The organism is Rothia sp. HMSC064D08, from assembly GCF_001809525.1.
GTDB lineage: Bacteria > Actinomycetota > Actinomycetes > Actinomycetales > Micrococcaceae > Rothia > Rothia dentocariosa.
Genome location: NZ_KV797895.1, coordinates 75958 through 89863, shown reverse-complemented (window position 1 = coordinate 89863; position 13906 = coordinate 75958). Strand labels below are relative to the sequence as shown.

The 13906-nt window shown below is 55.1% G+C and carries 13 protein-coding genes; 6 read left to right on the top strand and 7 right to left on the bottom strand.

Annotation, left to right across the window (positions count from 1 at the left end; translation table 11 throughout):
* Positions 1 to 51: 51 nt before the first annotated feature.
* Entirely contained in the window at positions 52 to 1281 is a 1230-nt protein-coding gene (locus HMPREF2625_RS02565; RefSeq protein ID WP_256387821.1) for an acyltransferase family protein, read from the top strand.
* 46 nt (positions 1282 to 1327) lie between these two features.
* On the opposite strand, the gene HMPREF2625_RS02560 is transcribed toward HMPREF2625_RS02565, so the two are convergent.
* From HMPREF2625_RS02560 to HMPREF2625_RS02540, 5 genes are all read right to left on the bottom strand, one after another.
* Complete coding sequence (locus HMPREF2625_RS02560) at positions 1328 to 2737, bottom strand: hypothetical protein (RefSeq protein WP_070521433.1); 1410 nt, start codon at positions 2735 to 2737, stop codon at positions 1328 to 1330.
* A 6-nt stretch (positions 2738 to 2743) separates the two neighbouring features.
* Complete coding sequence (locus tag HMPREF2625_RS02555) at positions 2744 to 3619, bottom strand: glycosyltransferase family 2 protein (protein WP_070521428.1); 876 nt, start codon at positions 3617 to 3619, stop codon at positions 2744 to 2746.
* Entirely contained in the window at positions 3609 to 4028 is a 420-nt protein-coding gene (locus tag HMPREF2625_RS02550; protein WP_004005880.1) for a DUF2304 domain-containing protein, read from the bottom strand. Before HMPREF2625_RS02550 ends, HMPREF2625_RS02555 begins: the two co-directional genes overlap by 11 nt.
* Entirely contained in the window at positions 4018 to 4764 is a 747-nt protein-coding gene (locus tag HMPREF2625_RS02545) for a glycosyltransferase family 2 protein (RefSeq protein ID WP_070521425.1), read from the bottom strand. The genes HMPREF2625_RS02550 and HMPREF2625_RS02545 overlap by 11 nt, the downstream gene beginning before the upstream one ends.
* 145 nt (positions 4765 to 4909) lie before the next feature.
* A complete protein-coding gene (locus HMPREF2625_RS02540; RefSeq protein ID WP_070521421.1) occupies positions 4910 to 6964 on the bottom strand; it encodes a DUF6541 family protein in 2055 nt (684 codons plus the stop codon).
* Between the two features lie 541 nt (positions 6965 to 7505).
* On the opposite strand from HMPREF2625_RS02540, the gene HMPREF2625_RS02535 reads away from it, so the two are divergent.
* From HMPREF2625_RS02535 to HMPREF2625_RS02520, 4 genes are all read left to right on the top strand, one after another.
* Positions 7506 to 8030: a flavin reductase family protein gene (locus HMPREF2625_RS02535; RefSeq protein WP_004005883.1), complete on the top strand. Its 525-nt coding sequence runs from the start codon at positions 7506 to 7508 to the stop codon at positions 8028 to 8030.
* A gap of 209 nt (positions 8031 to 8239) precedes the next feature.
* Positions 8240 to 9514 (top strand): acetylornithine deacetylase, encoded by a 1275-nt coding sequence (gene argE, locus HMPREF2625_RS02530; RefSeq protein ID WP_083295597.1) that lies wholly within the window; start codon positions 8240 to 8242, stop codon positions 9512 to 9514.
* A gap of 149 nt (positions 9515 to 9663) precedes the next feature.
* The gene (locus HMPREF2625_RS02525; protein ID WP_070522553.1) at positions 9664 to 10257 is read left to right on the top strand and encodes a helix-turn-helix domain-containing protein; all 594 of its coding nucleotides are present in this window, start codon (positions 9664 to 9666) and stop codon (positions 10255 to 10257) included.
* Positions 10250 to 10753 carry a HEPN domain-containing protein gene (locus tag HMPREF2625_RS02520; protein ID WP_083295596.1) on the top strand — a complete coding sequence of 168 codons (504 nt, stop codon included), beginning with the start codon at positions 10250 to 10252 and terminating at the stop codon, positions 10751 to 10753. Before HMPREF2625_RS02525 ends, HMPREF2625_RS02520 begins: the two co-directional genes overlap by 8 nt.
* Before the next feature lie 100 nt (positions 10754 to 10853).
* Here the strand turns inward: HMPREF2625_RS02520 and HMPREF2625_RS02515 are convergent, their stop codons facing one another.
* Together HMPREF2625_RS02515 and HMPREF2625_RS02510 are read right to left on the bottom strand one after the other, a co-directional pair.
* Positions 10854 to 12086, bottom strand: coding sequence for an MFS transporter (locus HMPREF2625_RS02515; RefSeq protein ID WP_246826587.1), 1233 nt, complete (start codon positions 12084 to 12086; stop codon positions 10854 to 10856).
* A 182-nt stretch (positions 12087 to 12268) separates the two neighbouring features.
* Positions 12269 to 12523, bottom strand: a complete 255-nt coding sequence (locus HMPREF2625_RS02510) for a hexameric tyrosine-coordinated heme protein (protein WP_172884782.1) — start codon at positions 12521 to 12523, stop codon at positions 12269 to 12271.
* A 351-nt stretch (positions 12524 to 12874) separates the two neighbouring features.
* Here HMPREF2625_RS02510 and HMPREF2625_RS02505 point away from each other — a divergent pair, with 351 nt between their 5' ends.
* Entirely contained in the window at positions 12875 to 13843 is a 969-nt protein-coding gene (locus tag HMPREF2625_RS02505) for an MIP/aquaporin family protein (protein WP_070449352.1), read from the top strand.
* The last annotated feature ends 63 nt before the right edge of the window (positions 13844 to 13906 follow it).

The following is a 13906-nucleotide window of genomic DNA, read 5'->3' as shown; positions in this document are numbered from 1 at the left end:
GTCACTCAATGATGGTCACTGTAGATCATCTAATAACTCAGGAGCAACCGCGTGCTGCATAAAAACATACAGAGATACCCTACGCTTTATGAAGGGGTATTTGAGCGTGCCAATTCACTCAATTTTTTAAGACTTATTCTCGCTTCTTGCGTGATTTTCTCCCATACACCCTACCTCGTCATGGGTGCCAAAGTAGACGAGCATCCTCTTGTGCACAACTTTTATGTATTTGGTGACTACGCGGTTAATGCATTTTTCTGTATTTCAGGTTTTCTAATTGCGCATAGCGCCTACCGCAGCGGGGCAGGTTCTTATCTTGTTAAACGTGTGCTCCGTATTTTTCCCGGTTATTGGGTTTCTATTCTTTTTGTGGTTGCTCTTGGTGGTCCAATCTCGGTCATAACGGGGCACGCCGCAACGGGGTGGGACTGGGCAGATGCTTTTCACTACATTCGCAGCAATTACGATCTGATGGCGCTTCAGTATCCGCTCTTTGGCGGGCCCATTGACGTTCCTCTGGAATTTCCTTCATGGAATGGGTCTGTCTGGAGCCTAGAATATGAATTCTTCTGCTATCTCCTATTACTTCCGCTCTTTTACCTGCCCTTTATTCGCAAGAATCTGAAAATCTTTATTCCGCTGGCATACCTCATAAGCCTGAGCTACTACCTGTGTAACCAATATCTGGGGTACGACTTTATGAGCCAAGCATTCGGACTTCATCCGCGCGACCTCAACGCTTCGGCACGTATGTACCCGCTCTTCTTTGCGGGTTCCCTACTCTATCTGCTGAGCCGCAAAATCAGGGTTTACCCGGTGCTGTCGGTTCTGTGCGTTGCAGCCGGGGTGTACATCACCTGGCTGGTACCGCATGCGAATGTTTTGCAGTGGACCCAGCTTATTCTCGCCTACGGAATCATTGGTTTAGGATGTTCCATCAACGTTTCGTGGGCGCGCACCAATGACATTTCCTATGGCGTATATGTGTATGCGTGGCCAGTACAGCAAATTCTGGTGATGCTCGGGTCGGTATCCCTGGGCTTAGCGGCCAATATTTTCTTGGATCTAATCCTCACCTTCGGCATTGCCTGGCTTTCCTGGATGTTTATCGAAAAACCCGCGATGAACCTGGCACGGCATCCCATTGTGACGGGCAGCAAACGCAGGGAACCATCCCCGCCGACCACGCACAGTACATCAGATACGCCCGCATCACAGGCGGATGAGCCCGCAGCGGCTCAGATACCGCATCCTCTGGGGCATCCCATACAGTTCTCATAAAAGCGTCAAGGGGCGGCTTATCTTAGCCGCCCCTTTTCCATACGTATTAGTGGGTTTCGCCCCGTGCTGTATTCTCAACCAGCATCTCCCGTAAAGCCTCGCCCTCACTGAGCGCCTGCGCGGAACGGGCGTGAATCCTCATCGCTGCCAGATGCACCACGAACCCGCAGATAGGGCCCGCATAGAGCGCAACTAGGGCTCGCCCCACCACCGGAAGAGGAGTTAAAAACGCTACCGCGATAACTACCACAGCGGCGGTTGCCCACCCCGTTACATACGCACGATGGCGCCCAATAGCCAACACCATATTCCCCGACAGGGAAATTAACGCCAGCACGGCGGAGGCAAAAACCAACACCGCCATGACTGTACCGGTGATAACTTCGGCATAAGCATCATTCTGATTAGCTTCCGGCGGGTAAATCAGCCTAAAAAGCATAGGAGCTACCAGGTATGCGGCACCGGCGCCGAACGCCCCAAGCCCCAGCACCGCCACAGCAGGCTTTAGAAAAGCCGCCAACGGGCGATGCTGCTGCTTCAAGAACGCCGAAACAGCCACCCCCTGAAAGGCCTGCAAGGGAATCATAATCGGCGAGCGCGTAATAGAAATCGCCAAGAAGAGCGCACCCATAACGAGTTTGGTGTGTTCACTCTGGTTCGGCTCGCTGCCGTCCAAAATATTGGGAAAGCCCATCATAATCACAGCGGCGGATGCCGAGGACAGGAACGACCAGATCAGGTTCATACTGAGCTGTTTGACCTCAATATCGGCGCGTGCCGCCCAGGCTTTGCGCCCGCCGGGAAGAAAGAGGGCAAGAAGTATCCACAACGCCATAGGGGTTACGGTGGCGACCTCCAGACCCGTGAGCGTGGGAACCGCGAATGCTGCGGCGATCATCAGTACAAGACGACCCGCCGATTCTAGGGCGCCAATCCCGGCGAAGAGATACCAGCTGTCGCGCCCAGCACTGGCACCGCTCATGGTCGCCTGCAATGCGTAAAAGGCTACACCAGCGGCAATGGATCCTACCGCCCACGGGGTATTCGTAGGAATTTGATCGTGCGCCCACAACGGGGAGGTGAGCACCACGAGAAGCCCCGCTAACAGGCCGAAAGCACCGGCAACATATACCACGCGCACCCGGTATACGCCGTCACGCCGCGCTGCACCGACCGCACGCGTTACCTCCGGCTGAATGCCCGTAATAATACCGGTTACCGCGAAGAGCGCACCCCAGAACAGCAGAAACTCTTTCATCTGGATACCGCCGAGCGCATGATTGGCGATAACAGTAGTGCCTAAAGTCGCCAGCGCCGTCAACACCGAGGACGCTAAAAGCGCCATCGATTGATACCGGCTGATAGTCCCGCCGGCTGTGCCCTGCTGATCCGTATTCTCGGGGGTTATGTTCTCTGGGGCGGGGTCATCCTGGGGTGTGTTCTTCGCGCCAGCCATTGGACCTTACTTCACCACATGAACGGCAAGGTTCTTCACGCCCTGCCATTTCTTCGCCAGGGCCGCCTTCGGAAGCAGCGTCAGCGCGTGAGCACGGGATGAGAAGCGGATGCGCGCCACCCGTGCCGCCTTCTTCCACCCGAGCTCGTCCATCTCTGCGGCCATCGTCTTGTAGTAGCCGCGTTCCTCTTCAAAGCGGGTGCCTTCCAGGGCGCGCCATGACGAGTCGGAGCCTCCGTGACGACGGTACATGAAGGCTACTTGCGGATCGTAGTAGAGGGCGCCGCCGCGCATCGTAATGTCGAGGATAAGCGCCATATCTTGGATAACGTTAAGGCCTTCACGGAATCCGGTATCGACAATAGCCTCAGCACGCCAACCGAGCGAGGGGAAATAGAACCAGGCGCCGCGCAGCAGAGAAACCGCGAGATCCTCCCCCTGAAGGACCGCCTCTGCCGCAGGACGGTAGTGTTCTTTCGTGCGTTCCACAAGGGTATTAGACAGCGCATTATTCTCGTCAATAACCACCACACCGGGCTGGAAAATACTGGCTTCTGGGTGGGCGGCGGCGGAGTCTACCAGCCACTGCACATAGTTGGGGAGCATCACATCATCCGCGCCCATAACGGTTACGAGGTCGTTCTCTACAAAGGTCAGACACTTACGATAGTTGGCGTTTGCGCCCAGGTTCGTTTCATTGCGCATATAGGTGATGCGCTCATCGTTCAGCGAGGCAAACCAGCCGGGAATAGACTCGTCCGGGTAGCCGTCATCCACTACAATCAGGCGCCAGTCGGGGTTGGTCTGCCGCACAATAGAGAGCACAGCCTGTTTCATCATTGAAACATCGCCGTAGTAGGGGAAGAGGATATCAACGGTCATCGTGTTCAGCTCCAGAGGTTGAGTCTTGGGGGTCTTGATCGGGATCTTGCGGGGTGCGATGCGCTGGCGCACCACCGGGCTGCTCGTGAAGCGCCCGCAAGATAGCCACTTCTTCGGCAAGGATGCGCGTCTTCTCCGAAAGCCTGGAGACCTCTAAGGTGAGGTGCAGGCATACGGACATCAACAGCACGATAGAGAGCAGGAAAAGCAGGTTAACCGGCAGCGTTAAACCCACAAATTCGGTAATACCGTCCAGCAGACCGGGGAATATTCCCAGCACAATAATGGCGGCACCGACGCCCAGCCACAGGGCCGCGTATTTTTCTTTCATCTTCAGGTTGCGCACCTGAATAATAACGAGCGTACAAATACACAGCGCAACGATAAGGAAGAATATACTAGCGCTCATGCTGATCCTTCCTATCAGTCTTTTTACGGTTCATCGAAATCCAGTAGGCAAAAAGTGAACGAACAAGATAAACCGCCGATTTCACCGGACCTGAGGAAGGTGTTCCGCCTTGACGCTCGCGCATTCTCACGGGGGTCTGCTTCACACGCAGACCCTGTCGAATAGCCATAGCGGTAACGTCGATAGTATCGCCTAAATACTCGGCGGGCAGGAATTTACAGTAGAACTTGATACCTCTGCGGTTGGCGATTTTGAAGCCGCTCGTCACATCGGTGAAAGGGGTTTTCGCGGCGCGGGTGAAAAGGTATGAAAGCAGGCTCATCGCCCATTTTCGAGGGCCAGATACGTTGTAGTCGCCCGAGCCCGCAAATCGGGAACCAATAACAATATCGCAGTCCTGCGCGTGCGCAATCAAATCTGGAATGCACGCAGGATCATGCTGACCGTCGGAATCCACCTGCATCGCATAATCGTAGTCGGCTCGGCGAGCATATTTATACCCGGTGCGCATTGCCGCCCCTACCCCCATGTTGTAGGGCAGATCGATCACAAAAGCACCGGCTCTGCGCGCGATTTCTGAAGTATGATCCGTGGAACCGTCGTTCACCACAACCAGATCTACCTCGGGAACCCTCTGTAAGAGCTCAGTGATGGTGTTACCGATAACCTCTTCCTCATTCCACGCAGGCATAATGACGAGTGTGCGCGGCGTCGGCTGCGGACTCTCTGAACTCATGCGTAGGGGATTCCTCTCGGTGATACTGGAATACACGTGTTATGACTGTACTCAGTCTATCAGTCAAAGGCAGAGAGCATTGAAACACCCGTGACAGCCGCCGCTGCCACCGTGTATGTATGTTCTCAACAGGGAATACCGCTCATTACTGAGGGGTACCACAAGCCGTAATGCGGTAAAGAGTTGCCTCGCCTTTGGAGTACACAGGCTCCGCGACGCCTTTCTGCTGCAGATTTTCCAGACCGGGGTACTGGGAACGATGATCTCCACGAATCTCTTCGTTAATCTCCCGTCCCTTAAAGTCCAGGTAATAGTATGCCTTTGAATTTTGCACCGCAGAGCATACCGCGGGGTTATCGGCGGCCTCGTTGAGGTGCTGATAGATCTCACGGGCATCGGGGGTAGCCGTGTACAGAGGATGCGCAGCCGTCACCTTATATCCGGTGAGCGCATACGTCACCGCGCTGCCGGTCCAGGGCTGCACAATTACGGTTTCTCCAGTTGGCACGTAATCATGCAGATGCTCAATCACGTCACGTTCATCGGCCGAGAGGAGCAAGGCGTCTGACTTGGGAAGATACCGTTCCTGGGTGCCCTTAATATAACCCTGGATATTAGGATCTGTCTGCAGGTTGATACCCAGCGGAATCAAGAGAATAACTGCCAGCGCCAAGGATATAATTCCGCCGTGTTCTTTAAGCGGTGCGATGCGCTCGCCCAGAACCGCAATCGCCGCCTTAAGCCACTGATACGCGGCGTGCACACCAACAACGGCCATCGGCGCCGCCAGAATTGGCACATTCGCGGCCAGGCGGAACGGATCGTGGTACCACACGCCCAAAACCCAGTCGCGCCCGTCGTCCCAGACCATCCACCGGGCGGCGACATAGAAGTACATCACATACACCCAGCTGAGCAGCAGCCAAACGCCGATGCTTCGGGTACGCAGCAGATAGTACGCGCCCATCAAAGCAAGCACCGAAACGGTCCAGAGCAAACCATTACTCATTTGACCGTTCAGAAGAGCTTCACCCACGGCCGTGCTGTCCCATTGTGTGGGTTCCCAGCCGCCCGCCTCGCGAGGCGGACGAACGATACCCCACAGGATATTTAGAGTAATCGGGTATATCGCCAAGAGAACTAACTGTATAACGCAGATAAGCGGTTTGAGTTCGCCGCGCCACGCCGCACGAATCTGAAGCGCCGCACGCACCAAAATAATAGGCAGAGCGAGCGCGAGCATGGTCATCAAGACGTTAGGATGCGCCAGCGCAAGCCCTAGCGCCATGAAAAAGCCCATGTACAGCGCCGGAACCGTCTCGATGCGGCGCGCCTGTACCGTGCGCAGAAGCTGGGCGAACAAGCCCAGCACGGTGGGAAGAAGCGCAAGACCCAAGCTATTGGGGTAAAGCACACCGAAGTTGATGAGCAGCATGGGGAACGCCGTAAACGATGCCGAAATAACACCCACGCTGAGCAAGGCCGGAATGCTGGCGCGCATCGTGGAACGCACCAAATACATGACCGACAGCGGCCAGATTACCGCCCCCACCAACACGCTCATAAGGTTTGCGGTGGCGGGTACGCTTATGCCCGTTACCTGGTAAATAACCGTGGCGATACCGTGCCAAACGGCGGGATAGAAGGTCGGTGCTTCTCCGCCCGAGGTCATATTTGCGATAGTCAGCGAGGAAGCATCGCCCGTATCTGCCATATAGCGAATGGCATTGAGGTGAAAGTTTACGTCATAGGTCTGCGAAATATATTCGGGGCGTCCGATAGCGCGGGCAATGCTGATGTACAGCAAGATAAAGCCAACGAGAACGCTAAGCCCCGCCGCAAGAGTTTGCGGGGTAAACCAGCCAGAACGCACAATTGCGGTGTTTTCCTGTTGATCGCGCCGTTTCTGTGGGGCGGGAAAATCCAGCCAGCCTCGACTGCCAAGCAGACGGCAGATCAAATACCCCAGACCGGCGAGAATAACCGCGAAAGCGAGCGGAATCAGGAATGAAAAACGCACTCCCACTTTGGAGGCAAAAATTGCGCTCACCCCAAAAATACCCACGGAAATAGGGGCGGCAAGACCTAACGCTTCCACACCGCGCTGCCGCATAGCCAAAGCAACGATAAGACCCGGAATAAGGATTATCAGAGCACCCACTATCAACGGGATAGTGAGCGAAGCCCAGGTCGTTTCCATGCGGTTATCTCCTTGTGACTATGTTTTGCCGTGGCGGGCTCAAGTGTGCCGTATGCTGCTTGTGCTTGTGTACGTTTTATATGTGTTGCGATGTAAACCTTTAGTTTCCATAGTAGTGGCAATATGTCTGAGTACAATTTTTCACGCCTTTTTATGCATGTCTGTGTGGCGATTCATAGGTTTCCGCGAGGTACCAACGACATACGATTCGCTGAGAGAGCCTTTCCGAATGTTTTGCGCGGTTATCCCCGGAACTCGATGGTCTTTGTGCGTGTCAAATACCGGAACCTGGTGCATTACAAATTCCGGGGCAGGTTTGCTTTCGGTCATGGAGTCTTCCACCCGTTGTACTGTGGACGCATTCGACACAGGAACCTGCCAAAATCCCAGGTTTTATTACGTAATGTTGCTTGGTGCCCGTCATAAAAGCCCTGTCAGAGAAATATTGAGCAATAAACGTGTGCTGGGGGCGGCGGCGTTTTACTCTAAAGATAGTTTGCCCCACATTCACTGACGATGCAGCATGAGAAAGGTCTTAACTATGGCAGAGCCTCTAGAATCAGAAACATCAGAGCTTTTCAAGCAAGCATTCGGGCATCATCCTGCCGGAGTTGCCGTTATTACCGCCACCGATGATGCTGGCGAGCCCGCGGGTTTTACCGCATCCTCACTCACCTCGGTCGCCGCCGAGCCCGCGATTGTAGCGTTTTCCCTCAAGGCAGACAGCGGATCTGCCGGTAAGATCGCGGCCGCTCCCTCATTCCTCATCCATATGCTTGACGCCGAGAATGTGCAGCTCGCCAAGAATTTTGCCACCCACGGCTATCCCCGTTTTGCGGATAAGTCTTCATGGGAGTTCCTCTCCAGCGGCGAGCCGCTCGTGCATGGGGTGCGGCGCGTGCTGCGTGCCACCCCGCTCAGCCGTGTGGAGGCTGGCCCCGCTCTCGTGTTCACCGCCAGGGTCGAGGAATTTATTCGTCACGATTTGGGCGGCACTCCCCTGGTTTATCATTCGCGTTCTTTCCATGCGCTCGGCAAGCATTCCAACGTAGACTACGCCATCTAGACCGCTGCCGACCGCATCATATGGCTGCATCAAGGCTTTTGGGAGTTAATTAAAGCGCTAGAAAACCCGCTTTAATTCACTCCCAAGAGCCTTTTTACTATGCATGAAAGCCAATTCACAGGTCCATAGAGGCGGCAGACGCGCTAAGGTATTAAAGATAACGTAAGCCACATAACCCCACACAGAGCCACAGCATCGAAGGAGAATCCGTGAGCACCGAGGACCCCGCCCAGAGCGCAGCGCACGCCGGCGGCACAGCATCCGACATCCCTATAGAGCCTCAGTCCTTGGAGTGGATGCGCCGCCTAGTTGCCATTCCCAGCATCTCGGGCACCTCAAATCTGGGCGTTATCGAGCTTATCGAGGCGGAATTCGCGCGCTACGGGTACACCGGGCAGCGCACCTATAACGCAGATCAGACCCGCGCGAACCTGTGGGTTACCGTGCCCGCCGCTGATGGTTCAACCGAGGGCGGCATCGTGATTTCCGGTCACACCGATGTGGTTCCGGTCGAAGGGCAAACCTGGGATTCCGATCCGTTCACGCTGCGGGTTGAGGGTTCGCGCGCCTACGGGCGTGGCGTATGCGATATGAAAGGCTTCCTGGGTGTGGCACTGTGGCTTTTGCCGCAGGTCGCGCGAGCGCAGCTGAGGGTTCCGCTGCATTTCGCGTTCTCCTACGACGAGGAAATCGGGTGCGCGGGTGCCCCCACCATGCTTAAAGACGTTGTGAACCGCAATATCAGACCTCAGTTCGCAATCGTGGGTGAGCCATCGAGTATGCGCGTGATTTCTGCGCACAAGGGGGCGCATCGTGGGCGCGTGGAGATCACCGGCACAGCGAAGCATGCATCGTTGGCGCCGCACGGCGTGAGCGCGGTCAATGCCGCTGGCGAGTTCATTACTTTCTTCTCTCGCCTTGCCGACACGTGGCAGTCTGAGGGGCCTTTTGATGATGCATTCATGGTTCCCTATGCGACCGGCGGCGTGAATTTTGTGCGCGGCGGGCTGCAATACAATATTGTGGCCGAATACGCCGAGCTTGAGTATGATCTGCGTACGCTCCCCTCAATGACCACCGAGTCTGTGGTGGAGTTGATTGAGGATGAGCTTTTCAACAAGATCCTGCCGAATCTGAAGGCGCGCGCTCAGAAGGCGGAGGAGCTTTCCGGTGCGCATTCGGGGGTTTTGCAGGAGCGTGTTCAGATCAAACATGAGCTTCTTGCCGCCGTGCCCGGTCTGGGAACAGCCGACGACGCCCCCATCATAACCCTCATGAACGAGCTTTTGGGCACGAACGAGGCCCCCGAAAAAGTCACCTACGGTACGGAGGCGGGGCAGTTCCAGCGCGCGGGCGTTGAGAGCGTGGTATGCGGCCCCGGCGATATCGCCCAAGCGCACTCCGCCAATGAATGGATTGAGCTGGAACAGCTTCGCGAATGCGAGCGCTTCTTTGAGGCAATCCTGCGGTGGGCCTCGCAGTAGGTCCCCCTCCCCCCCCTTTATCCGGCGAATTATTGTGCATGCGGCGACTTCATAATCTGCGAAATGCACAATAACTCGCCGAATAGAAAGTCTGCGTGAGGCACACTCACCTGGGACATTTTCATAAAATGATTGTTATAATTCATGTTATGAAAACGTCTGCGCCCACATTGCTGCCCCTGCTGCGCAGTAACCTGCAAGGTGAGGTGACCGCGCTTCTTTTTCTGCATCCCGAACGGCAGTACACAGTCTCCGAAATTGCGGCTCTTACGAATGCATCGCAGGCTACCATCTCGCGGGAACTGAGCCGACTTGAGAACGCGGGGCTATTAGAGTCTCGTCAGGTTGGCAAGAGTCGCCTCGTCAATGCACTTGTGCATACCCCGGTGGGGCAAGCGTTGCAGCAGCTTATGTATGTTACCTACGGTCCCGTCCCGGCGCTTCGTGAGGCTTTAGCACAGGTTCCGCATCTTGAAGCTGCGGCAATTTACGGCTCATGGGCTAAGCGCCGCAGTGGAGAGCCCGGGCAAGTTCCCCACGACCTTGATGTGCTCGCTATCGGCACTCCATCACGGCACGCTCTTTACGAAGCTATTGATGATGTTGAGCAGCGTCTTGGATTAGAAATCAACGTCAAAAAACTCTCTCGTGAAGGCTGGAATTCAGATGATCCTTTCGTAAAAACCGTACGTTCGCGCCCCATAACCCCGCTTTTCGGCGATTTAGGAGATAACGATGCCTGAAAGGCCGAAACCGGCTAAGCCTATGAAAAACTCGTGGACAACTGGGCGCGAGAAAGTTACTGAGCTTCTAGCTAGGGGAGAGCTAGAGCATGTTGAGGTAAACCCCGAACACGCCAAAGCTTTGATAAACCGTGCAGATAAACACCTTGCGACGGCACACATACTCGTTGAGACTGATCCGGAAGGCGCATACACCCTACTCTATGACGCATCCCGATTGGCTTTGACCGCAGCGCTTGCAGTGCAGGGTTTACGCCCTACAACTCGTGGAGGACATGTGGTCGTAGGAGATGCATTGCGTGCCCAACGCGGTCCGCACGATATGGTGAGCAAAATTTTTTCCCGCCTGCGCCGCACTCGGCATGAGGTCGAATACCCAGATATAGATTATGAGCCCGTATCCTCGGATGAAGCCGAAGAAGCTCTGGAAGATGCGCGGTATATTGTGGCTCAGATGAAGAAGTTTATTCCGCAGCTGGGTGCTTTTGTAGGGTAGAGCTTCTATTGGTTTAACCAGACCCAGATATAGACAGGCTATTGTTTATCCGGCGAGTTATTGTGTATTTTGCGGGTTATTTCGCCGCATGCACAATAGCCTACGAAACGTGAGCTTCCGACGTGTCAGCATCCTCATCTGCCCCCAAGTAACGGTTAGCAATTGGAATCCAGGTGAGGGTTAGTGCCAGCAACACCCCGCCGATCGCCAGCACGGTGAGGCGCGTGCTCGTTTCTGCACCCAGACCTACGAGCGGGTTCACCACAATACCCACGAGGCTCCCGACAGAGCTTGCCACGTTCAGCACTGTGGCGCGGCGATGTGCAGGAATCAGTTTATTGGTTACAGCAGAGGTGATCGGCCCGCGCGCGTGAATACCCACCACCACAAGTAAGAACCCCGATACTACGGCAAGGACATGCGGCACCGCCATCAGGCAGAAGCCCGCGGCGCCATACCCCATGGCCAGCAGAAGCGCGGTTTTGCGCCCTACCCGCTTCTCGATACGCCCCGCCGCATAGTTATACCCTGCCGCAAGAAGCTGACCGGCACCAGCAATCACGCCCCATATTGCAATAGGCACATCTTGCGCGGCAAAAAGCGGCTGGTTCAGCGTGTACACCGCGTTGAAAAGCGCAAAGGATGCACTCGAACCTACCGCAACGTACAGCAGAAGCGGCGAGGTAAAAAGTAGTTTCACACCTATTTTTAGCGAAATCCACGAAGTTTCAGGGTGTTTATCGTGAGTTTTCGGATTCTGCTGCGGCAAAAACGCCACACAAACTGCCGCAACTACGGCCATTGCCGCCGATAACAGAGCGGGCAGTGAAATATCGACGGACCCCAACGCAGAACCCACCACGGAACCTGTTACCCCCGCGGTGAGCATCAGGGCACTAAGATGTCCCCACGCGCCAACCGCTTTCGCATCAGCATCATCACCAAGGGAATCATAAATATAGGCGTCTTGCACCCCCGTAAGCATGGCAATACTCAGCCCACTCATCACAAACGAAAGAGCATAAATGGAGAAATTTGTGCCAGCTGCAAAAAGGATCTCGGCAATCGCGTTGAACACAAAACCGGCACATACGAGTCTCCGGCGGTCGAAACGGTCGCCAATAATCCCGGCAGGAATTTCAGCCACCAAAATACTAGCGACCAAAACACTTTCCAGCATGAAAATATCGGTAAGCGATAACCCACGGCTTTCCAAGAAGAACGCGCTGACCGGCACATAGAAATCAAATCCGGCGGCAATCATGGCGAGCGCCATGGGTATTAGGGATTTGCTCGACCAGACGATCCGACGTGCGGTATATGTGGTGCTCACCTGTTTCTCCTGATTTTTATAGCTAGTCAGGACGCAAATATGGAAGAGGATCCCATGTGCCGTGCATCCTTATTTTCTATTCTCTAGCATCCCGCATAAAAAGTACCTTTATGTGAATAAAGCGTTAAAAACCCGCTTTATTCACACAAAGGCACCTTTTATCGGGTAAATCCAGGTGAGGGTTACCGCCAGTAATTGTTGGCTGCCGCGATGGTCTGGAACTCGATGGCTACCACCTGCGCCGCAGCTGTCAGCGAGTCCGGGTCTACCGCGTATTCCGGGCGCCCCGCTTTGAGAGCATCCGGGTTAGGTTGAATCTGGTGGATGGTATGCCGTGCGATGAGCATCGCCAGCTGCCGCCCTTCTTCGGGGGTTTCGGTGATGAGAGTACCACCGGGAATGCCCTGTAGTTCTTCTGCCGGAAGTCGCTGACTCATGGTAAATACTCCAATCTGCATATAGTCCGTCAACGCCACCGTAATGAACTGCCCCGGGCGCTCTCAAGCAAGTTTCCCCTGATGCTCGGGTTAAGCCACCCCTTATAGCCAGCGCCGCATCGGCAAGCAAAAACCGCATCAACATCCGTGCCGTTTAAACACGCGTGATTCGCCTCCAAACCCTGGACTGTCGCACGTGATGTACACCCCACTTTTCCACACAAACCCACGAATACCGCTTATGTCTTTGGGTTACTTTATCCCAAAGTATTGCTATTTCGAGCTTCATCACGTCTTATAGAAACACATATAAAACCAAATATTCCAACATAAACACAAGCGGAGGGTTCCGTGCACACCATCAGCCCCTACCTCGCCGAATTCCTAGGTACACTCATCATGTGCACTATCGGATGCGGCGCCATCGCCACCGTCGAGCTGCGACGCTCCAAAGGGCACGGCGATAACTTCTTCACTATCGCCTTCGGCTGGGGTTTTGCCGTAGCCTTCGGTGTCTACGCCTCACACCCGTATTCCGGCGGGCATCTGAACCCTGCGGTCTCTGTAGGGTTGGCGGCTTTTGGCGAATTTGATTGGGCTAAGGTCCCCGGGTATGTGATCGCCCAGCTTCTTGGAGCCATGGCCGGTGCGGGGCTGGTGTACCTGAACTACCTGCCGCATTGGAAGGCCACTGCCGATCAGAAGATCAAACTCGGCGTGTTTTCTACAGTTCCCGCCATTCACAACTACTTCACGAACGCGCTTTCCGAAATTATCGGTACTTTCATGCTCGTCTTCTCGGCGCTGTACACCGGCGTGAACTTCAAGCCCACGATTACCACCGGCGGCGTGGAACTCTCCCTGAACCTCAACGATGTGCTCAAACCCCTCGCCTTCGGCTTTATGGTGGCGGTGCTCGTGGTCGGGCTAGGCGGGCAGACCGGTTACGCCCTGAACCCTGCGCGCGATCTGGGGCCGCGCATTATGCACGCTCTGCTGCCCATTCACAATAAAGGAACCTCACGCTGGTTCTATTCGTGGGTTCCCGTCTTTGCCCCGCTTGTGGGCGGTTTTATGGGAGGGGCGTTCTTCAAACTCTATTACGAGAGTGAGTTCACTCTCTGGGTTGTCATCTCGTCGGCATGCGCCATCGCGCTTTTAGGGTTCGCGTATTGGGCAAATAGCCACCTGTACCGTGCACCCAGCGCCGAGGTGATTCCGCAGGGCGAAGACACCCAGGCGACGGCGGCGAGGGCTGCGGCAACCTACACCGCTACCGGTTCCATCCCGATTATCGAGAAGCGAACCTATCAGCAGTAGGCTCAGGTTAAGTTAAGTTCGGGAGCGAAAAGTTGCGGCGGGAACATAGTCTATGTTCCCGCC